This is a genomic window from Allopusillimonas ginsengisoli (assembly GCF_004153455.1).
In the GTDB taxonomy this organism is placed as follows: Bacteria; Pseudomonadota; Gammaproteobacteria; order Burkholderiales; family Burkholderiaceae_B; genus Allopusillimonas; species Allopusillimonas ginsengisoli.
In genome coordinates this window covers 107,348-127,953 of record NZ_SDQE01000009.1, presented here as the reverse complement: position 1 = coordinate 127,953, position 20,606 = coordinate 107,348, and the positions used below count along the sequence as shown (strand labels likewise).

Below are 20,606 nucleotides of genomic sequence, written 5' to 3'. Positions count from 1 at the left end.
AGCAGGATCAGGCCGGCGGGCAAAGATTAATACAGACCTTGTTGCAACATGGCGTCGGCTACCTTGACGAAGCCGGCTATGTTGGCGCCGTTGACGTAATTCACGCTGCCGTCGGCATTCCGTCCGTGCTGCACGCAGTTGTCGTGAATGCTGCGCATAATGGCGTGCAGCTTGTTATCCACCTGTTCGCGCGTCCATTGCAGGCGCTGGGCGTTCTGGCTCATTTCGAGCCCGGAAACCGCCACGCCGCCCGCGTTCGACGCCTTGCCGGGCGCATATAGAATGCCTGCCTCGACGAAAGCCTCGACAGCCTCCAGGCTGGTTGGCATGTTGGCGCCTTCTGCAACGCAGCGGACACCATTGCGAATCAGCATTTTCGCGTCTTCGAGCTCAAGTTCGTTCTGGGTGGCGCACGGCAGGGCAACATCGACGGGCACATGCCAGGGGCGTTTGCCAGGTTCGTAGACCAAGCCCAGGCGCTGCGCATAGGTTTCGATGCGGCCACGTTCCTTGTTCTTGATGTGCGCCAGCTCAGCCAGCTTCTGGGGCGTGAAGCCGGCCTTGTCGATGACTGCGCCGTGCGAGTCGGAAACCGTAATGACCTTGGCGCCCAACTGCATGCATTTCTCGATGGCGTACTGCGCGACATTGCCGGACCCGGATACCGAGACAGTCAGGCCTTCGATGGACTGGCCGACGTTCTTGAGCATTTCTTCGGCAAAGTAGACCGTGCCGTAGCCGGTGGCTTCGGGCCGGATCAGGCTCCCCCCGAAGCTCAGGCCCTTGCCCGTGAAGACGCAGGCGGCTGAATTTGAAAGCTTTTTCATCATGCCGGCCATGAAGCCGACTTCGCGCGCACCAACGCCGATGTCGCCTGCCGGCACATCGGTGTCGGGGCCGAGGTGGCGATGCAGCTCGAGGATGAGCGCCTGGCAAAAGCGCATGACTTCGGCGTCGGACTTGCCCTTGGGGTCAAAGTCAGAGCCGCCCTTGCCGCCGCCCATGGGCAGCGTGGTCAGCGCGTTCTTGAAGGTTTGCTCGAACGCCAGGAACTTCAGAATGGAGAGATTGACGGAGGGATGAAAGCGCATGCCGCCCTTGAATGGGCCGATGGCTGAATTGTGCTGAATGCGAAACCCCCGGTTTATTTGGGTCTGGCCCTGGTCATCCACCCAGGAAATGCGAAACTGCACGACGCGCTCGGGTTCCACCAGGCGCTCCAGGATGCCTTGTTCGGCATAGCGGGGGTTTTGCTCAATGAACGGCCACAAACTGGTCATCACTTCCTTGACTGCCTGCATGAACTCCGGCTGGTTCGGATCGCGGGCCCGAATCTGGTCAAGAAAGTGATCGAGTGTAGATAGTTTCATCAAGGCTGCTCTGTAGAGGTTTCAGTAAGGGTTTATTTTTTCATCATGTCGAAAAACTCGGCATTGGACTTGGTCGCACGGATCTTGTCCAGAATGAACTCCATCGCTTCGATTTCGTCCATGTCGTGGATAAACTTGCGCAGGACCCAGACTTTCTGCAGAAGATCTGGCTTGATGAGCAATTCTTCGCGGCGGGTGCCGGATTTGTTCAGGTTGATGGCCGGGTACACGCGTTTTTCGGCCAGGCGGCGCTCAAGGTGGACTTCGGAGTTGCCGGTTCCCTTGAATTCTTCGTAGATGACTTCATCCATGCGGCTGCCGGTTTCGACCAGCGCAGTGCCGATGATGGTGAGCGAACCGCCTTCTTCAAGATTGCGGGCGGCACCGAAGAAGCGTTTTGGCCGCTGCAGGGCATTGGCGTCGACGCCGCCGGTGAGCACCTTGCCCGACGCCGGCACAACCGTGTTGTAGGCGCGCGCAAGCCGGGTGATGGAGTCAAGCAGAATGATGACGTCTTTCTTGAGCTCGACCAGGCGCTTGGCTTTTTCGATGACCATTTCCGCCACCTGGACATGGCGCGTGGCGGGTTCGTCGAAGGTGGAGGCGACGACTTCGCCGCGCACCGTGCGCTGCATTTCTGTGACCTCTTCAGGGCGCTCGTCGACCAGCAGGACGATCATGAAGGCGTCCGGATAATTGGTGGTGATGGCGTGCGCGATATGCTGCATCATGACCGTTTTGCCCGATTTCGGGCTGGCGACGATCAGCGCGCGCTGGCCTTTGCCCAGCGGCGCAAAGATATCCAGGATGCGGCCGGTGATGTTTTCTTCGCTCTTGATGCTGCGCTCGAGCGTCATGACTTCATCTGGATGCAGAGGCGTCAGGTTTTCGAACATGATCCGATGCTTGATCGCTTCGGGCTGCATGCCGTTGACCTTGTCAACCTTGACCAGTGCAAAATAGCGTTCGCCATCCTTGGGCGTACGGACTTCACCCTCGATCGAGTCGCCGGTATGCAAATTGAAGCGCCGGATCTGCGAGGGCGAGATGTAGATGTCGTCCGTACTGGCCAGGTAGGAGGTTTCGGGCGAGCGCAAGAAGCCAAAGCCATCGGGGAGTACTTCCAGCACCCCGTCACCGAAGATCTGCTCGCCTTGTTTGGCGCGCCGCTTCATGATGGCAAACATGAGCTCCTGCTTGCGCAGCCGGCTGGCGTTGTCGATCTCCAGTTCGGCGGCGAGTTCCAGCAGCTTGGAGACGTGCTGTGTTTTTAATTCGTTGAGATGCATGTGAGAAGAGGAGGCGGGGTATTTGCAAGTGGTGGCGAGCCCAGAAAAGGGTCGCGCGCAAAAAACAACATGTTTTTACAGGGATTCGTCCAGGAACGCGTTGAGTTGCGATTTAGACAATGCGCCCACCTTTGTCGCGGCTGCTTTGCCGTTTTTGAATAGCATGAGGGTGGGGATGCCACGGACACCAAAGTTGGCTGCGGTGTCGGGGTTGTCGTCGACATTGACCTTGGCAATGATAACACGGCCAGCGTATTGTTTGGCGGCTTCGTCCAGCAGTGGCGCAATCATTTTGCAGGGGCCACACCAGGATGCCCAGTAGTCGACCAGGACGGGAAGGTCTGAGTTGATGACGTCTGCCTCAAACGAGGCATCGCTCACGTGTTTGATGGATTCGCTCATGATAAAAAGAAAAAAGAATGGGGTGGTATAAGAAAACTATACGTGATGGCAGGGCAATTGCACAATGTATCGTATGCAATGCGGCCTGTTTGGGCAGTGACTGCCCCTGTTGCGTTGCTGTTTTTCGACAAGCATACCACTCTGCGCTTAGTCGCGCAGACTGCGCCGGTTCGCATACTCCGTAAAATAGCGCATTCAATCACACGAATTCTGGGAACAAATTGGCTATACCACGTTACGACGAAGCATCCATACGGGTACTCAAGGGCCTGGAGCCTGTCCGGCAACGGCCTGGCATGTATACCCGTACCGACAATCCTCTTCATATCATTCAGGAGGTCATTGACAACGCGGCAGACGAGGCGCTGGCTGGCTTCGGCAGCCAGATTGGCGTCACGCTGCACACCGATGGCAGCGTCTCGGTGCAGGATGACGGGCGGGGCATTCCTGTCGGCCTGCATCCCGAAGAGCATGCCCCGGTGGTGGAGCTGGTCTTTACCCGGCTGCACGCAGGCGGCAAGTTTGACAAGAAGCAAGGGGGCGCCTATGCATTTTCCGGCGGCCTGCACGGCGTGGGCGTGTCGGTAACCAACGCGCTTTCGCGTCGCCTCGAGGTTCGCGTCTGGCGCGATGGGGCCGTGCACGAGCTGGTGTTTGCCGGGGGCGATGTCCAGACACCGCTGCAGCAAGTGGATACGGCGCCGCGCCGAAAGTCCGGCACGGTGGTGCGCGTTTGGCCAGATCCAAAATATTTCGACAGTGCGGCCATCCCTGTGCCAGAGTTGGTGCATGCCCTGCGCAGCAAAGCCGTGTTGCTCAATGGCATCAAAGTCTCGCTGACGCTGGAAAAGACCGGCGAAGTGCGCGAATGGCACTATCAAGAGGGCTTGCGAGGCTATCTCGACGAAGCGCTTGATGGCACCGAGAAAATCATTCCGGTTTTCGAGGGCAAGCAGTACGCGGGTGACGACGACGAGTCATTCGCGGCAGGCGAGGGCGCGCAGTGGGTGGTTGCCTGGACGGCGGATGGCCAGGTGCTGCGCGAATCCTATGTCAACCTCATATCCACCACGGCGGGCGGTACCCATGAGGCCGGCCTGCGCGACGGCCTGTTCAGCGCGGTCAAAGCTTTCGCCGAGCTGCATTCGCTGGTGCCCAAAGGGGTGAAGCTGCTGGCCGACGATGTCTTTGCCCGGGCCAGCTTTGTGTTGTCGGCCAAAGTGCTTGATCCGCAGTTCCAGGGCCAGATCAAGGAAAAACTCAACAGCCGGGATGCCGTCAGGCTGGTCAGCGGCTATGTCAAGAATGCCCTGGACCTGTGGCTCAATGCCAATGTCGAGTACGGGCGCAAGCTGGCCGAGATTGCCATTCGGCAGGCCCAGGCCCGGGCTCGCTCCGCCCAGAAGGTCGAGAAACGCAAAAGCTCCGGCGTGGCCGTGTTGCCAGGCAAGCTGACCGACTGCGAATCCAGCGATCCCGCCATGACCGAGATTTTTCTGGTCGAGGGCGATTCTGCCGGCGGCTCGGCGAAAATGGGGCGCGACAAGGAGTTTCAGGCCATCCTGCCTTTGCGCGGCAAGGTGTTGAACTCCTGGGAGGTGGATCGCGACCGTCTCTTTGCCAACAACGAAATCCATGATATTGCTGTGGCCATTGGCGTGGATCCGCACGGCCCTGGCGATAATCCCGATCTTTCCAGCCTGCGCTATGGGCGTGTCTGCATTCTGTCCGATGCCGACGTCGATGGCTCGCATATTCAGGTATTGCTCCTCACGCTGTTTTTCCGGCATTTTCCCAAGCTGGTCGAAGCCGGCAATGTGTATGTCGCGCGTCCGCCGTTGTTCCGTGTCGATGTGCCGGCGGCAGGCAAGCGGCCGGCTCGCAAGCTTTATTGCCTGGATCAGGCCGAGCTCGAAGCGGCGCAGGAAAAGCTGCGCAGCGAAGGCGTGCGCGAAGGCGCCTGGAGCATCAGCCGATTCAAGGGGCTGGGTGAAATGAGCGCCGAACAGCTGTGGGATACCACCATGAATCCCGACACACGGCGCCTGATGCCCGTGGTTTACGGCGAGCCGGGCATTGAAGCCACCACACGCATGTTCGACATGCTGATGGGCAAGGGCGAGTCAGCCCAGCGCCGTTCGTGGCTCGAAGAAAAAGGCAACCTTGCCGACGTCGACGTTTAAAACCGGAATATGAATCATGGATAGTACACAACCAGGTCTTTTTGACCAGGGCGACGCCGGCGATGGCGGCGAAGGCATTACCCTTGCCCATTACGCCGAGCAGGCTTACCTGGATTACGCGGTATCCGTTGTCCGCGGCCGGGCGCTCCCGGACGTAACCGACGGGCAAAAGCCAGTGCAGCGCCGCATTCTGTACGCGATGCAGGCGATGGGGCTGGCGGCGGGCGCCAAACCGGTCAAGTCGGCGCGCGTGGTCGGCGATGTGCTGGGTAAATATCATCCCCATGGCGACCAGGCCGCCTACGATGCCATGGTGCGGATGGCGCAGAGCTTTACGCTGCGGTACCCGCTGGTCGACGGGCACGGCAATTTCGGCTCGCGCGATGGCGACAACGCCGCCGCGATGCGGTATACCGAAGCGCGGTTGACGCCTTTCGCTCGTTTGCTGCTCGACGAGCTGGACGAAGGCACGGTGGATTTTGCCGCCAACTATGACGGCAGCCAGCAAGAGCCGTTGCAGTTGCCGGCCCGCTTGCCCATCATGCTGCTCAATGGCGCATCCGGGATCGCGGTCGGCATGGCAACCGAGATACCCTCGCACAATCTGCGCGAAGTCGCCCAGGCCTGCGTGGCCCTCATTCGCGACCCGCGCCTGTCAGACGAAGATCTCTACCAGATGGTGCCCGGGCCTGACTTCGCCGGCGGCGGACAGATCATTTCGCCTGCCGAAGATATCGCCAGTATCTACGATACAGGCCGCGGCTCGATCAAGGCGAGGGCACGCTGGAAGTTCGAAGAACTGGCGCGAGGACAATGGCAGCTGGTCGTGACCGAGCTGCCGCCTGGCGCGTCCGCACAGAAAATTCTCGAAGAGATCGAGGACCGCAGCAATCCCAAGATCAAAGCCGGCAAGAAGAGCCTGAGTGCCGACCAGCAGCAAACCAAGGCGCTGGTGCTGGGCATGCTCGATGCCGTGCGCGACGAATCGGGCAAAGAGGCGGCCGTGCGTCTGGTGTTCGAGCCCAAGACCAGCCGTATCGATCGCAACGAGTTCGTCAATATGCTGCTGACGCAAACCAGCATGGAAAGCAGCGTGCCGATCAATCTGGTTTGCATCGGCACCGACGGCCGTCCGGGCCAGCGCGCGCTGCGCCGGGTACTGACCGAGTGGTTGGAATTCCGGGCACACACCATGACGCGTCGCACCCGTTTCCGCCTGGACAAGGTCACCGACCGCATCCATGTGCTGGAAGGGCGGATGGTGGTCTATCTCAACGTCGACGAGGTGATCCAGACCATACGCGAATCCGACGAGCCTGGCCCCGCGTTGATGGCGCGTTTCGAGCTGTCCGAGCGGCAGGCCGAGGATATTCTCGAAATGCGACTGCGTCAGTTGGCAAGGCTCGAAGGCTTCAAGATCGAGAAAGAGCTGGCCACCCGGCGCGATGAGCAGGCGGGCCTGCAGGAGCTGCTGGATAATCCGCGCGCTTTCAAGCGTCTGATGATCAAGGAAATCGAGTCCGACGCAAAAACCTATGGCGATGACCGCCGCACGCTGATCGAAGAGGCCGAGCGCGCCGTCATGGAAGTCAAAGTGGTCGAAGAGCCTGTCACCGTCATTATTTCCCAAAAGGGTTGGCTGCGGTCGCGTCAGGGCCATGGGCACGATGCGTCGCAGTTCGGCTTCAAGACCGGCGATGCGCTCTACGACGCGATTGAGTGTCGGAGCACGGATGATCTCGTGGCGATTTCGGATCGCGGCCGGGTCTACACGGTGGCTGTGGCGAGCCTGCCTTCGGCGCGCGGAGACGGTCAGCCAGTCACGTCCATGATAGAACTCGAGCCTGGCGCGCACATTGTGCATATGGTGGCGGGCGATGCACAGCGCCGCTATGTGCTCGGCACGCGGTCAGGCTATGGCTTCATCACGATGCTCAAGGATCTCACCACACGGCAGCGCGCTGGCAAGCAGTTCATCAGTCTTGAAAAAGGCGATGTGATGCTCAAGCCGCTGTTGCTGCAGCAAGCGGATACCCATTTGGCCATGATGGCGAAAAAAGGCCGCTTCCTGGTGGTGGAGCTGGTCGAGCTCAAGAAATTGTCTGGGGGTGGGCGCGGCACCATACTCATGGGACTGGATGCAGGCGACAGCCTTGACCAATGGGTAGCGGCAGGGCCGCAGGGCATGCAGGTGCATGGCATCTATCGCAACAAGCACACTGTCATCGCGCTGGAGTTGCAGGCGCTGGGCGAGTATATCGGCAAGCGTGCGCGCAAGGGCAAACTGCTCGACGTCAAGGTCAAGGGCGCAAGATTGCATCGCGCATAGCCGGGCACGGCGCGACGGGGGGCGCTCGCGGCTCCCCGCTTTTGCCGATCAGCTTAAAATGGCCCTATTTTTCTGTCGTACTTCAATAAAGCAGGCTTATGAGTTTCAAGGTAACCGTTTTCCCAAGCAAGCACGAGTTCCAGGTCGAAGAGGGCCAAACCGTGCTGGATGCCGCCCTGGCCGCAGATATCGTCCTGCCTTACAGCTGTCGCAATGGCGCGTGCTCCACTTGCAAGGGCAAAGTGCTTTCGGGCTCGTACGAAGCGGGGCCTAATCCCGCCCATATCCTGCCGCCGGAAGACCTGGATCAGGGCTACACGCTGTTCTGCCAGGCCAGGCCCACGTCCGATCTGCAGATCGAAGCGCACGAAATCCGTATGGCCAGCGACATCCAGATACGCAAAATGCCCGCTCGCGTCATGGCGCTGGATAAGGTCGCAGACGATGTCATGGTCATCAAGCTGCAACTGCCTGCGGCAGACCCTTTTCGCTACTACGCCGGACAGTATCTTGAATTCATCATGCGCGACGGGCGTCGCCGCAGCTATTCGATGGCCAGTCCGCCCGCGGACAACAATCTTGTCGAACTCCACATCCGTCACATGGCTGGCGGGGCATTCACCGACCATGTATTCGGTGCGGGCGAAACGCAGATGAAGGTGCGCGAAATCCAGCGTGTCGAAGGGCCGTTTGGCTCCTTCTTCCTGCGAGAAGACAGCGACAAGCCGGTGGTGTTTCTGGCCAGCGGTACGGGTTTCGCGCCCATCAAAGCCATTGTCGAACGCATGATCGCGACAGGCTCGCAGCGCCAGGCTGTCCTCTATTGGGGGGGGCGCCGGCCCGCCGATCTTTACATGGACGCGATAGCCAGGCAGTGGGCCGAGACCATGCCGAACTTCAGCTATGTCCCTGTGATTTCCGAGGCTCTTCCCGAGGACGCATGGAGCGGCCGCAATGGTTTTGTCCATCTTGCCGTGTTGAAGGACATCCCAGACCTGTCGGGCCATCAGGTATATGCCTGTGGCGCACCGGTCATGGTGGACAGTGCCCGGCGCGATTTTTGCGCGCAGGCTGGGTTGTCCGAAGACGAGTTCTACGCCGACGCCTTCACGACCGAGGCCGATGCGGTCTAGTAGGGCAGGCAGTGGCCGTTCGACAGGCCCGCGCGCGAAGCGACCAATCAGCGACAAAAGGGGTAGACCATGAAAGTAGTGGTACTGGGCAGCGGAATCATAGGCGTATGCACCGCATGGTGGCTTAATCAGGCTGGTCATGATGTCGTTGTTATCGATCGCGCCAGTGGTCCCGCCCAGGGGACCAGCCGGGCCAATGGTGGACAGATCTGCGTGTCCTACTCGCAGCCCTGGGCCAATCCGCATGCGCCGCTACGCCTGCTGCGCTGGCTAACCCGCGAAGATGCACCCCTATTGTTCAGGCCGCGCCTGGATCCTCAGCAATGGATATGGAGTCTATTGTTTCTGAGAGAGTGCCTGCCAGGCCGCACCCTGGCCAACACCCGCTCCATGCTGCGCCTGTCTGAATACAGCCGCGCCACTTTGCAGGCCATGCGGCGGGAACTGGGTATCGAGTACCAGCATTCCGAATCCGGCATCCTCAGCTTCTATCGCGATCAAGAAGAATTCGAATCGTCTCAGGATATGACAGGCATATTGCGGGATTTCGGCATTGATCGCCGGATCGTCTCGCCGGATGAAATCGTTGCGCTGGAACCCGCGCTGGCGCCTGCCCGCAGCCGCATTGTCGGGGGTGACTTCACGGCGGGAGACGAAACAGGCGACGCTCACTTGTTCACTCTCGAGCTGGCCGCCCGAGCTGCGCAGGCGGGCGTCGAATTCCGTTACAACACCCGGCTCAGCCGGCTGCTGTCGCAAGGCGGTGCCGTAACAGGGGCAGAGGTCATTGACGCGGATGGCTTGTATCAGCGTGTGACGGGCGACGCCTATGTGGCAGCCCTGGGCGCTTATACGCCACACTTTCTCAGGCCACTTGGCATTGCCTGCCGGGTATACCCCACCAAGGGCTATTCGGCTACGTTTGATATTGTTGACAATTCCGCCGCACCGACCGTCAGCCTTACCGACAGCCGCAATAAGGTCGTGTACACCCGCCTGGGCAACCATATTCGAATGGCCGGCACCGCTGAACTGGCGGGGTATTCCCGCAACCTGAATACAATCCGTTGCGATAATATGTTGCGCCAGGCTCGGGATTTGTTCCCAACCGGCCTTGATTTTGCTAATGTACGATTCTGGTCGGGCCTACGTCCTTCTACACCTTCCAGTGTACCGCTCATTGGTAGGACTAAAATCCGTAACCTTTACCTGAACACCGGGCATGGTGCCTTGGGTTGGACTATGGGCGCGGGTTCTGGCCGCGCTTTGGCCGATCTCATTTCCGGTCGCCTGCCCGAACCCGAATTTCCTTTTTTAGGTTGACATGTCTATGAAGCAACATCGGTTGTGCGGTGCGCCTGGCGCTGGTCGCAGGCTCGCATGGTTGGGGGCGGGTGTGCTCCTCTGTTCATCTGGCGTCGTATCGGCCGCCACCGACATCCAGGTTTGGCATACGCTCAGCGGCCATAACCAAGGGGTATTCGAAAAGCTGGTCAAGGATTTCAATCGCAGCCAGAAAGACGTCGACGTCCGCCTCAAATCCTATGACAGCGAAACCGCCATAGAGTCTGCTCTGGCCGGTATCAAGAAGGCTTCCGATCGTCCGCAACTGGTGCAACTGGACGACGACCGTACGCCTGACGAAATGGCCAAGCGCAAAGACATCTTGCCGATGTATTCGTTGCTGGCCAAGCATCCCATCAAGAACGCCAAGTGGTTCCTGTCAGAGAAAAACACCTTCGCGCGCGACAACAGCGGGCGATTGGTTGCCTTCCCTTACATGGTGGATGTGCCCGTCATGTTCTACAACCTGTCTTCGTTCAAAAAGGCGGGCCTGCAGTCCACGGCGCCCTCGCGCGCCTGGAACGAATTGCAGGCCCAGTTGGTTACGCTGGCCAACAACGGCTCGCGCAAATGCCCGCTGACCTCCGATCAGCCGGTTTCCATTAATCTGGAGAACCTGGCCGCCGTCAATAACCAGCTTTTTGTCAGCAATAGCAACGGCCTGAAAGGCAAGGGCAAGCCTGCCTTCAGTTTCGATGTCATGTACATACGCCACCTTTCCATGATGATTAGCTGGGTGCGTAGCGAACTCATGGTCAAGCCGGAGTTCGATCAGGTCGCCACCAAGCGGTTTGCCAATAACGAATGCGCTGTATTGATGTCCACGTCCAGCAATCTGGGCTGGTTCCGGAGCACCCGCGTACTTGATTTTGCTGTCACTGGCTTGCCGTATTACCCGCAGGTCACCAGCAATCCGGGCAACCCGTTTGTGGGCGGCTCTGCGCTGTGGGCCACCTCGGGCCACGCCAAGGACAGCGATGCGGCCAGTGCAGCCTTTCTGGCCTGGCTGGCACAGCCCGAGCAGGCAGCGCGCTGGTACCAGGAGACAGGTTATCTTCCACTGACGCAGCAGGCTTTCCAGCAAACAGATAACAGTTACTACAAGAACCTGGGAGACTGGAAAAACCTGGTCGCTGCCTACGAAAAGTCGCCCAGCGACAGCAGTCGCGGCTTTCGCATCGACAACTACCCTCGTATTCGCGCCATGTTTCGCGATACGCTCGATAACGCGCTAAACGGTAAGGAGCCGGCTGTCACGGCGCTCAAGACCGCAGCGGCGCAAGCCAGCCAATTGATTGGCGCAAAATAGCAGGATCAATACTTGATTGCCTGAGGCAATGCGCGACCGATTCAATCCGGGCGCGCCGCCTCAGAAAGACAAACGCTTCTTGGGCGGCCGCCTGCGAAGCGTTTTTTTGCATGATCCCGATGCGCGTGTGCTCACCATGGAGCGGTGAGCCGGCGGTCTATCACCCCTGTGCTCACCTATCTGCTGTGCCGGGCGCATCTGTGGGGTCCGGGCCCTCCGCGGCTGCTGAAGCGCAGAGATAAAAAGCTCCGTTCGTATAAGCCAGTCTGGCACGAGGAGTTGGGTGCAGGCAGGATAACGGTCCACGTTGATCGACGACGCGTTTGTCTTTCTGGATACGTATCATGCCTCGCTTGTTGTTTGTCTTGTTGCTTGTTTCCTTGTTGCCTGCCTGCGCCTTGTCGCCCGGCATGTCCGCTTTGCGGCCGCTGCCGTTCTTGCCCTCCGTCTCGCCCGCAGCCACGTTCAGTTTCGATTGGCAGTTGTCCGGCAGCAGAGCTGTAGCGCCGCTGCAGGTATTCGACGACGGCCGGCGCACGTGGCTGCAGTTCAACCATGGCCAGGCGATTCCTGCCATTTTCGAACGTACATCGGCCGGCGACAGACCGGTGCATTACCGCCGCGAAGGCGCTTATCTTGTGCTCCCCGGCGTATGGCCTGAACTCGTTCTGCGTGGCGGCCATCTGCAAAGCCATATCAGGCGCAAGGGGGGCGTTCCCGTCGCAGCGCAAGGCGTTTCAGACGCCGTCGTGCCTGCAGCAGCAGGCGGGGCCTTGCCCGAACCAGATGCGCCGCAGGCGATCGCCCCGTCATCGGCAACGCCCTCTGTCCGGGCAGCAGCTTCCGCCCACGCGGCCCCGCCAACCGGGTCAGCCGCGTCAACGCTGGCACATCCCCCAGCACCGGCCCATGGCCTCGCCACGGCGCTGACGGCAGCCAGCTTTCCGGCACTGAATGCAGAAGCAACGCCGACTTATTCGGTCAATCCCTCCGATACCAATATGCGGCTCGCACTCGCCCGTTGGGCGCAACTGGCCGGATGGGTATTCGCCCCCGAGCATTGGGCCGTCGATGTTGATATCCCGCTTACAGCTTCCGCGGTGTTCGAACCAGATTTCAAAACTGCAGTCCAGGAATTGGTCGCCGCCACAGAGCTGGCAGATCGTCCGCTGCAACCCTGCTTCTATTCAAACAAGGTATTGCGCATCGTTCCCTATGCCCAAGCGTGCGATCGCAATGCCAGTCCAGTCAGGGCGTCGTGATGGCGGCTTCCTATCTGTTCACCCTCATGCATGGCGCAGTCCCTTCTATGACACTTTCTGCTTCCGGAACCTGGCGCAGTGGTTCGCCCATTCTCAGGATGTTCATCGTCGTCCTACTGTCTGGCAACCTTGGCGCTTGCGCGTTGGCTGATCGCTCAAGGCTTGCATCCTCGCTGTTTCGTGCCTCGCAGTCCAGCGTCCAGGCCGGACACAAGGCTTTCGAAGACGCGGCGGCTGATCCAGCCGCCCGGCGGGCGGCACAGGAAGTTGCCCGTCCATGGCTGGTCGGACGCGCACAGGCGCTCTCACGCGACGTGACCCTGCCGGCAGTGTTGCGGGCTGACGTTCACACTACCTTGCTGTTCGGGGATGGGCCCCTGGATCTGCCTGCCATTGCGCGCCGTATTACCGCCATCACTGCTATTCCCGTCCACGTCAGGCCAGATGCCTTGCTGCCACTCGAAGCCTTTCTGCCCAGGCTGTCTGCTACCGGCGATGCGGAAGGTGTCGTGGCGGCTCCTCGGCATGCCGATCTTGATGGCGACCCGGAGCCCTTGCCCAGGTTGCTGGACAGGCTATGCGCTCGTCTTGGCGTGTTGTGGCGCTATGAGCATGGCCGCATCGAGTTTTACCGGACGGAAACGCGTGTGTTCAACGTTCGCGCACTCACGCTCAACGCCAATGTTCAGGCTTCGCTCGGACAGCAGGGCGGCGATCAGGTCGAGGGGTTTGTTGGCACGTCTCGCACACAACTGGACAGCGGCGAAAGCAATGTCATGGCTTCGCTGCGTGCGCGGATCGAGGCGTTTCTATCCAGGGCAGGCGTGATGTCCATCGCGCCGGATACCAGTGCCAGCATTGTTGTCACCGATACGCCCGAAGTCCTGAACCGGATTGCCGTGTATCTGGAGCAAGAAAACCGTGCACTGACGCGCCGCGTACGCCTCGTGTTCGAAGAGCTTGTCGTCCAGGCGCACGATAATGCCGAAGCCGGTCTTAACTGGGAACTCATCTTCAACAGCGCCAGAAGTGCCGTGATGGCAGGTTCTTCCTCAGGCCTGGCAGCTGGCGCTTCAAGTCTTGGCGCAAGCGCGACGTTTGGCCGATTCTCTGGCTCAGAAGCCATTATCAAGGCATTGGGCGAGATCGGGCAGGTTGTGCGGCACAGCAGGGTTCCTGTTCTCACGCTCAACCGCCGGCCAGTTACGCACGCAGTGCGCACCACGTTCTCCTACATCGATAAAGTCGAAACCGTGTCGCTCCCACCGGCTACTCCCATGGCGATGCCCAGTGTGTCGGTGGGGCAGCGAGAGCAAACCGTCGGGTCCCTGCTCACGCTCATCCCTGATGCGCAGGAAAACGGCTTAATACTGCTCTCGGTTGCGTATGACAATACCGTTGCCCAGCCGTTGCGCTCGGTTACCTTCGGCGATAAAGGCAACCCCTTGCAGCTACAGCAAATAACGATAGACGGCAATGGCATCGTGCAGCAGCTTGCGCTGCAGCCTGGGCAGCCGGTCCTGATTTCAGGCTTCGATCATATGCGCCACGAAACCACTAATCGTCGGCTGAATCCCGGCATGCCGCTTGCCCTGGGCGGAAGCGACAAGGTGTCCAGTCAACAGCTGACTACAGTCATCATCGTGACGGCTCAGGTCGAAGAAGGGTTCTGAGGTCAGTATGACAGAAGCGCTTGTTCTACAGGTAGGCAAAGTCAGCCTTGTCTTAGGCCTGGAATGGTTTGCACTGCTGGATGAGGGCGGGGCGCGCGCAGCCAGGCGTCTGGCGCGCCGCCATCGGGCTACTCATATGATTGCAATCGGGCATGCCGCCGGCGCGGTCGGCGTGGTCACGCTGCCGCAACATCGGGGCAGAAACCATACGCGCGTGTCCCGCAATGCCAAGCCCGCGCCTGCACCATCAGACAGCATCTTGCATTCGGCGGCCATGCTGTTCGCCCGCCAATTTCCGACAGGGACAGTTGCCGCACTCATCGAGGTTTCGCCTGGCTTGTTATGGCTGATCGCCGTGCACGAAGGTGTCGTGGTCGCTCGCACAGACAGGTTGTACGTCGATGCCGCAGCTGCCCTGGCTGCAATGGCCGAACTCAAGCTGGCATATCCGCATCTGGTCACACCGGGGGAGGGCGCCGTACCGGCCGTCCCTGGCCTGGATGCGCTCACGCAGCACACGGGGGCGCACAGTCAGTTGCTCTATTTGTCCAACTGGCGCCAGATGAGTATCAGCACACAACTTGGCCTTGGGCTCATGTTTATCCTGGTGTTCTGCGCCGCCAGACTCAATGCGGGCAGTTATCAGATGGATCCGCTCAGCCACAAAGAACCGGCCACATCATGGCTGACACCTTCCTCAGACGCCATGCTGCCCACGGCATCCCCAGTGGTGCACGGCATCACCGGCCTACAGTCCCTGCTGGGCATCTTCCACGCATTGCCGACCAATCCCGGTGGATGGGCCCTGACATGGTCTCAGTGCCAGGCACATGCGTTGAGCTGGCATTGTGTCGCGCGGTATCGGCGAGAACGCGCCGAGGCAACTAACGAAGCCTTGTTGCAACATGCGCCGTCAGCATGGCGCATCTCGTTTGTGTCTCTGGACGAAGCCACGGCCGATTGGCAAACCGATGCGCCCGGCATACTGCTGCAGCACGCCAGGCCGATGTCGCCGGTGCATAACGATCGCCATCTGCTGAGCGCTCTGCAAGGACTGCAGGCCCTATTCACGCACTTACAGGTCGGGCAACCGATGCCGGTGGCCTCGGTGTCCACGCATTCCTCTCCGGCACAAGCCGCGGGTGACCTTGCATCGCAGTTTCGGCAACGCGCGATAAGGATAGAAGGGCCATTGCGATCCGCCAGCCTGCTGGTGGATCACGCGGCCTTCATGGGGTGGTCCACCGCCATGCTTCGTGTGCAGGCAATAGATGCGCCCGATACGAAACGGAGCCGTTTTCTTCTCACGCTCGAAGGAGAGCTTTATGAATCAAAACACGCGATTGAAAGCCGCTAAGTGGGTGCAGCGGTGCATGGCTTTTCTGCTTTGCCTGATACCCGTGTCAGTGCTTGCCGCAGCGACCGAGGCCTTGCATGAGCAAATCATTGAAGATCAATTGTCGGTGCGCGAACTCATGCGGCGGGAAGCAATTCAGGCTGGCGCCGCCTCCACCACAGGATTCGCCACAATACAGGGTGCGAGCCACAGCGAGGTGGCCCGCGTCGTATCCACGCAGACGTCAGGCCCAAGGTTGGTGGCGATCTACGGAACAGGTCATCGTCTGGTGGCACAGGTTGACATAGACGGCAACCACTACCTGTACATGCAAGGCCAGCCCCAGGCCATGGGTCGCCGCAATCCAGAGGTGGCCTATGTTCTGGAAGGCATCAGCAAGTCGTGCGTTCGGTTGATGAACGCCGAAACACCGCACACTTTGTGCCTGCATCCGGATTTTCGGGAGCCTCGATGATCTTCAGGATACTCGCACGCGGCCCGGGGCGTACCAGGCAATCGCGTTCCGCGGCACGTTTCGATACCGCGCAGGCCCGGGTGGTAAGCAGCACGCAAGAGCTTGCGCTCCTGCCGAACGCGGTTGTGCGCTCCCTGGCGAGTGAACTGAATGTTGTCGCGCTTACCGGACGCATGGTGCCGGTACTGATGGAAGATACCTGCGTCGCCATCTTTGCCCTGGCAGAACATGTGGGCAGCGACCAGGCCGACGAACTCGCTCAGCGCATTGTGCAGGCGGGGTATGCAGCGGCTACGCCGGCCCGCTATGTGGTACCAGCCCCACTGCTGTTGGCGATCAGCCGCCACGAGCACCAGCAGATCGTTGCCGGTTCCGCGTTGACGCAACGTCCGGAGCAAACGAGAACCGCGCTGGTTGCGGCCTTTCATGATTTGGTCGCCTGGGCTGTGCGACATCACGCAAGCGACATCCATCTCAATGTGCGCCTGACAGAAGACGAATCCGAAATTAAATACACGGTATCGGGACGCTATGTGGCGCCACACAGATTCCTCCATATGCCCACCCGTACCCTCATGGATATGCTGGCTGTCGCATGGATGGACGTTCGTGGCGGCAACGGCGCTGTATTCGACCCGTTCCGCGAACAGCAAGGCAATCTTGAAGTCAGCCTGGACGGCAAACGCCATGTATTGCGCTGGGCATCCGTGGCAGCAGATGCCGGTCCCAGTGTCTGCCTGAGGGTGTTGCCACGAGATACCACGCGGCTGCGGGCCGGGCTTGCCGGGTTGGGTTACCTGCCCGATCAATTGGATCAAATTCAGCGGGTGCTGCTATCGCAGGGTGGTGCTGTCATATTCGCCGGCACTGTGGGTTCAGGCAAGTCAACCTCGCTTGCCGCCCTGATATGTACACTGGCGCCGCACCGCAAGGTACTTACGCTGGAAGATCCCGTTGAATATTCAATTCCTGGCGCCATACAAAGCTCCATCCTGCGCAATCTGGATGAAACGGCCCACACTGCTTATGGCAGCAAACTCAGGGCCCTGAAAAGATCCGCCATGAGCGACGTGTTGCTGGGCGAAATAAGAGACCGGGAAACTGGGCGGGCCTTCGTTGATCTGGCCGCATCCGGTGTCAATGTTTACACCACTGTTCATGCTCCTTCTGCGGCATTGATTCCCGCACGCCTTGCGTCTGATTTCATCGGCGTACCTTCTGATTTTCTTGCCATGCACGGGGTGCTCAAGCTACTGGTTTACCAAGCCTTGCTGCCTGCCCTGTGCGGGCACTGCGCTCAACCTGCCAGCATCCTGCAGGACAAGGGTGGCCGTCATCCCGGAGGCGCGTGGCGCAGCGCTGCGCAGTGGCGTACATGGCTGACTCTCGTTCAGCGCCTGTATGGGGGCGGGCTTGATGCCTTGCGCATCCGGAACACGGAAGGTTGTCCTGAATGCCGCCAGAGCGGAATTCCCGATCTCTACGGCTATGCAGGGCGGGTACTCGTCGCCGAGATCATCGAGCCGGCGCTATCCCCGCACGCAGTTCAGACAGCCATGGATTGTGCCGTTGCCAAGGCCTTCCTGGGCTTGGTCGATCCACGCGACATCGAGTTACGCTTTCATGCGTTTGAAACACGTGGCCTCGTTGATGCGATGAACCAACGTAGCATTGTTCAGCAGCCGCGCCAGCCAATGCCGCGGGTTGCGGCCCCACCCGCGGTCCGGCCATGCGACGAGGGGTACTCATGATGAATTATCTTGCGTACGCCCGTCGTGTTCAGCATATTCTTGACTGCCGTCGATTTCGCCGTATGCGCGGAGATTACTGCGATTATCTCAGCGCCTTGCTGTCGGGGATGAAAGGCAGTCGAACGCTGAGAGAAATCTTCGCCCAGGATGCCGCTCGCTATAGCCAGAAAACATGCAGAGGACGGTTGTCCGCGCATTGGCTGCAGGTCTACCAGGCTAGTGGCGGTGATCTGTACGTGACTTGGCGCCACTGCTTTCCCGACGATGAGCTCGTGGTGATACGCAGCGCCCAGGCCGCGGGGAATAATGCGCTGGTTCGGGTGCTCGCAGCACTATCGCAGGCGAGCAGGCTTACGGGGCGGATGCGTCGTATTTTCTCCACTGCGCTCTGGTCAGCCGCTGTGGCCATGGCTTTGCTGTGGTGCACGTTGCTGGCCGTACCGTGGTGGACAGCGCCCCGACTGGTACAGGCTTTTGCTGTCTTGCCGCCGGAGGACTATGGCAGGTTGACGCTGGGGCTGCTGGCTTTGGCCCGGCAGGTGCACAACAACTGGATGATCGTGATGACGCTGGCCATGTCCGGATGGGCATGGTGCCTGTGGTCTCTTCCCAGCCTGACGGGAAGACTTCGCAACTGGCTTGATCGCCACGGCTGTTGGCGTCTGTACCGGCATGTGCACGGCTTGCGCTTGCTGGCGCTGCTCGCCATCTTGCTTGGCGATGATGATGTGGCCCCAACTCGTCTGCGTTCGGCGCTCAGCTCCTTGTCTTTCGGTGCGTCGCCGTGGATCGCCTCTCGCCTTGCTGCCATCCGTGCGCGAGTCGATGCCGGCCAGACAGGGGCGAGCAGTTTCGATACAGGGATGCTCGATCGTGACCAATATTGGTTCCTGGCGGACATGATCTGCGCTCGCGGTTTGCATGCCGGGCTGTCGCTGGGCACCGACCGGCTCAGGCGGCAGGCGCTGGATGTGGCTGAACGCCAGGCGCAGGCGTTGCGTTGGCTCTTGTTGCTTGGGGTCCTGATCTGCATCCTGGGGTTGGGGCTTTGGCACTACGCCGTCATCGATGAGATGCGGCACGCGCTCATGCTTTTTTATGCCAGCCAATAGCGCTGGAACATTACTTATTGGGAGTCTGCATGCAGTCTATTGGCAAAGCGTTTCAACGTGGTTTTTCGTTACTGGAGATTTCCGTGGCAATGGCCGTCATCCTGCTGCTCGCCATTACTGGAATTCCCGCTATCGGTCATTACGTGATCGAAAGCAAAGTCCCCAAAGTAGGGGAGGGGCTGGCACGCTTTATCGTTCAAGCCAAGGTTAACGCCATGGGTGTTGATCCCGCGCCTTATCGAGGCATTGACACAGCACTGTTCGCCCACTCGGTCCGTGATTCCAGCGTGTTTTCAGTACTCGGTACCGGCGCAGGGATGCGCATATTGCACGGCTTGGGCGATAAGGGCGAAGTCCGGGTAGCGGAACGCGTTGGCGGTGGCGCATTTGCCATTACGCTCACACGTGTCAATGATGCTGCATGCCCTTCGATTGCCTCGGTGATGCAAAGGGTGGCTGACACCATATCCATTGAGGCGGAAGGAAGGGCAGCAAAGGTGGTCAAGGCAGAGCAGGTCCCTTTCAACGCAATGGCAGCCCGGGCGCATTGCGGCCGGGGCAATAGCAACACTTTTATATTCGGCATTGGATGATGGCGTTTCGAATCATGCCTGCCCAGAAGGGGTTCGTTCTGTTGGAGCTCACCGTCGCGGCGCTGATTGCCACCTTGTTGGCCGTGTGGGGTGCCCACGCGCTGGCCACTGCCGTCAGGGATACAGGTCTACAGGCCAACGCAAAGTGGATGCTGATGGTACGCGATGGCGCCAGGCAATACCTGAAGCGCTATGGCGAAGCCATTCGCCACGCCGAGATGACAACAGCGCTTGTCCCGGCGGGTTTCGCAGACTGGTCAACCCCCACGCTGGCGGAGCTCAAGGCCTATGGCTTTTTGCCAGCGTCTTTCCCATTGCAGACAGGGCAGGGGGCTGCTGTCGTGCGTGTCCTGCGCGATGGCGTGTGCCCTGGAGCCGATTGCAGGCTAGAGGCGATTGTTCACAGCGAACGTCCCTTGGTCGATGCGCGTTCGGGACGTGTGGATGAGCAGAGCGTCGCGCAATGGCTGATGGCGGCTGAAGGCCTGGGCGGGTGGGTCAGCTCCAGGCATTCCAATCTGCTGCGGGGATCAGCATTTACGCTGCGCAATCCTTCGTGGCATGGGCCGGCCTTATTGCCAGGTACGGTCGCATTGAGTGTGAGGCACGACGCGGCAGGCGATTTCCTTCGCGTGCGGGATACCCGTGATCCGGACTTTCAGGGCCCATTGACGGTCCAGGATAATGTGCTTGCGAGGTCGGATATACAGGTTGAAGGGCATATCCGTCTGCATGCGCGCAGTGTGGCGGGCGTTCGATGCGACAAGGAAGGGGCACTTGCGTTTCAAACTCATGCGGGATTGCTTGGCTGCGTCGATGGGGTATGGCAGCCTGCGGTGCAAGGCGTGGCGGGTGGCTATGTGCACAACAGCATTACGAATTGCACGGGGCCCGGCACGACAGCCAACAAATATACGGGCAGATGTGCGTGCCCGCCCTGGTCACATGCCTTTCAGGTCGCGGAGTCTGGGCCACAACTGTTCTCCCTGGGCATCACCCGACGCTATCTGTGCCTGAATTGAGGTGTTTGTTGCGACTGCGTAAA

16 protein-coding genes are annotated in these 20,606 nt (G+C 59.9%); 13 read left to right on the top strand and 3 right to left on the bottom strand.

The window, feature by feature from the left end:
* Positions 1-26: 26 nt before the first annotated feature.
* From gdhA to trxA, 3 genes are all read right to left on the bottom strand, one after another.
* The gene (gene gdhA / locus ERE07_RS15515; protein WP_130009944.1) at positions 27-1,370 is read right to left on the bottom strand and encodes an NADP-specific glutamate dehydrogenase; all 1,344 of its coding nucleotides are present in this window, start codon (positions 1,368-1,370) and stop codon (positions 27-29) included.
* 32 nt (positions 1,371-1,402) lie between these two features.
* The gene (rho, locus tag ERE07_RS15510) at positions 1,403-2,659 is read right to left on the bottom strand and encodes a transcription termination factor Rho (protein ID WP_130009943.1); all 1,257 of its coding nucleotides are present in this window, start codon (positions 2,657-2,659) and stop codon (positions 1,403-1,405) included.
* Between the two features lie 75 nt (positions 2,660-2,734).
* Positions 2,735-3,061, bottom strand: a complete 327-nt coding sequence (trxA, locus tag ERE07_RS15505; RefSeq protein WP_130009942.1) for a thioredoxin TrxA — start codon at positions 3,059-3,061, stop codon at positions 2,735-2,737.
* Positions 3,062-3,282: 221 nt separating this feature from the next.
* On the opposite strand from trxA, the gene ERE07_RS15500 reads away from it, so the two are divergent.
* The 13 genes from ERE07_RS15500 to ERE07_RS15440 all read left to right on the top strand — a co-directional run bounded on the left by ERE07_RS15500 (position 3,283) and on the right by ERE07_RS15440 (position 20,583).
* Positions 3,283-5,244, top strand: a complete 1,962-nt coding sequence (locus tag ERE07_RS15500; protein WP_130009941.1) for a DNA topoisomerase IV subunit B — start codon at positions 3,283-3,285, stop codon at positions 5,242-5,244.
* A gap of 13 nt (positions 5,245-5,257) precedes the next feature.
* Positions 5,258-7,573 carry a DNA topoisomerase IV subunit A gene (gene parC, locus ERE07_RS15495; RefSeq protein WP_130009940.1) on the top strand — a complete coding sequence of 772 codons (2,316 nt, stop codon included), beginning with the start codon at positions 5,258-5,260 and terminating at the stop codon, positions 7,571-7,573.
* 98 nt (positions 7,574-7,671) lie between these two features.
* Positions 7,672-8,706, top strand: coding sequence for a CDP-6-deoxy-delta-3,4-glucoseen reductase (locus ERE07_RS15490; protein WP_130009939.1), 1,035 nt, complete (start codon positions 7,672-7,674; stop codon positions 8,704-8,706).
* 69 nt (positions 8,707-8,775) lie between these two features.
* The gene (locus tag ERE07_RS15485; RefSeq protein WP_130009938.1) at positions 8,776-10,029 is read left to right on the top strand and encodes a D-amino acid dehydrogenase; all 1,254 of its coding nucleotides are present in this window, start codon (positions 8,776-8,778) and stop codon (positions 10,027-10,029) included.
* A gap of 7 nt (positions 10,030-10,036) precedes the next feature.
* Positions 10,037-11,359 (top strand): extracellular solute-binding protein, encoded by a 1,323-nt coding sequence (locus ERE07_RS15480; protein WP_130009937.1) that lies wholly within the window; start codon positions 10,037-10,039, stop codon positions 11,357-11,359.
* 344 nt (positions 11,360-11,703) lie between these two features.
* Positions 11,704-12,621 carry a TrbG/VirB9 family P-type conjugative transfer protein gene (locus ERE07_RS15475; RefSeq protein WP_130009936.1) on the top strand — a complete coding sequence of 306 codons (918 nt, stop codon included), beginning with the start codon at positions 11,704-11,706 and terminating at the stop codon, positions 12,619-12,621.
* Positions 12,622-12,668: 47 nt separating this feature from the next.
* On the top strand, positions 12,669-14,294 hold the full coding sequence (locus ERE07_RS15470; RefSeq protein WP_245153743.1) for a hypothetical protein: 1,626 nt from the start codon (positions 12,669-12,671) through the stop codon (positions 14,292-14,294).
* 7 nt (positions 14,295-14,301) lie between these two features.
* Positions 14,302-15,651, top strand: coding sequence for a hypothetical protein (locus ERE07_RS15465; RefSeq protein WP_130009935.1), 1,350 nt, complete (start codon positions 14,302-14,304; stop codon positions 15,649-15,651).
* Positions 15,620-16,105, top strand: a complete 486-nt coding sequence (locus tag ERE07_RS15460) for a hypothetical protein (RefSeq protein ID WP_130009934.1) — start codon at positions 15,620-15,622, stop codon at positions 16,103-16,105. Before ERE07_RS15465 ends, ERE07_RS15460 begins: the two co-directional genes overlap by 32 nt.
* Entirely contained in the window at positions 16,102-17,856 is a 1,755-nt protein-coding gene (locus ERE07_RS15455) for a GspE/PulE family protein (RefSeq protein ID WP_130009933.1), read from the top strand. Before ERE07_RS15460 ends, ERE07_RS15455 begins: the two co-directional genes overlap by 4 nt.
* Positions 17,853-18,968: a general secretion pathway protein gene (locus ERE07_RS15450; protein WP_130009932.1), complete on the top strand. Its 1,116-nt coding sequence runs from the start codon at positions 17,853-17,855 to the stop codon at positions 18,966-18,968. The genes ERE07_RS15455 and ERE07_RS15450 overlap by 4 nt, the downstream gene beginning before the upstream one ends.
* 29 nt (positions 18,969-18,997) lie before the next feature.
* The gene (locus ERE07_RS15445; protein WP_130009931.1) at positions 18,998-19,561 is read left to right on the top strand and encodes a type 4 pilus major pilin; all 564 of its coding nucleotides are present in this window, start codon (positions 18,998-19,000) and stop codon (positions 19,559-19,561) included.
* 14 nt (positions 19,562-19,575) lie between these two features.
* Positions 19,576-20,583 carry a hypothetical protein gene (locus tag ERE07_RS15440; protein WP_130009930.1) on the top strand — a complete coding sequence of 336 codons (1,008 nt, stop codon included), beginning with the start codon at positions 19,576-19,578 and terminating at the stop codon, positions 20,581-20,583.
* Positions 20,584-20,606 lie beyond the last annotated feature (23 nt).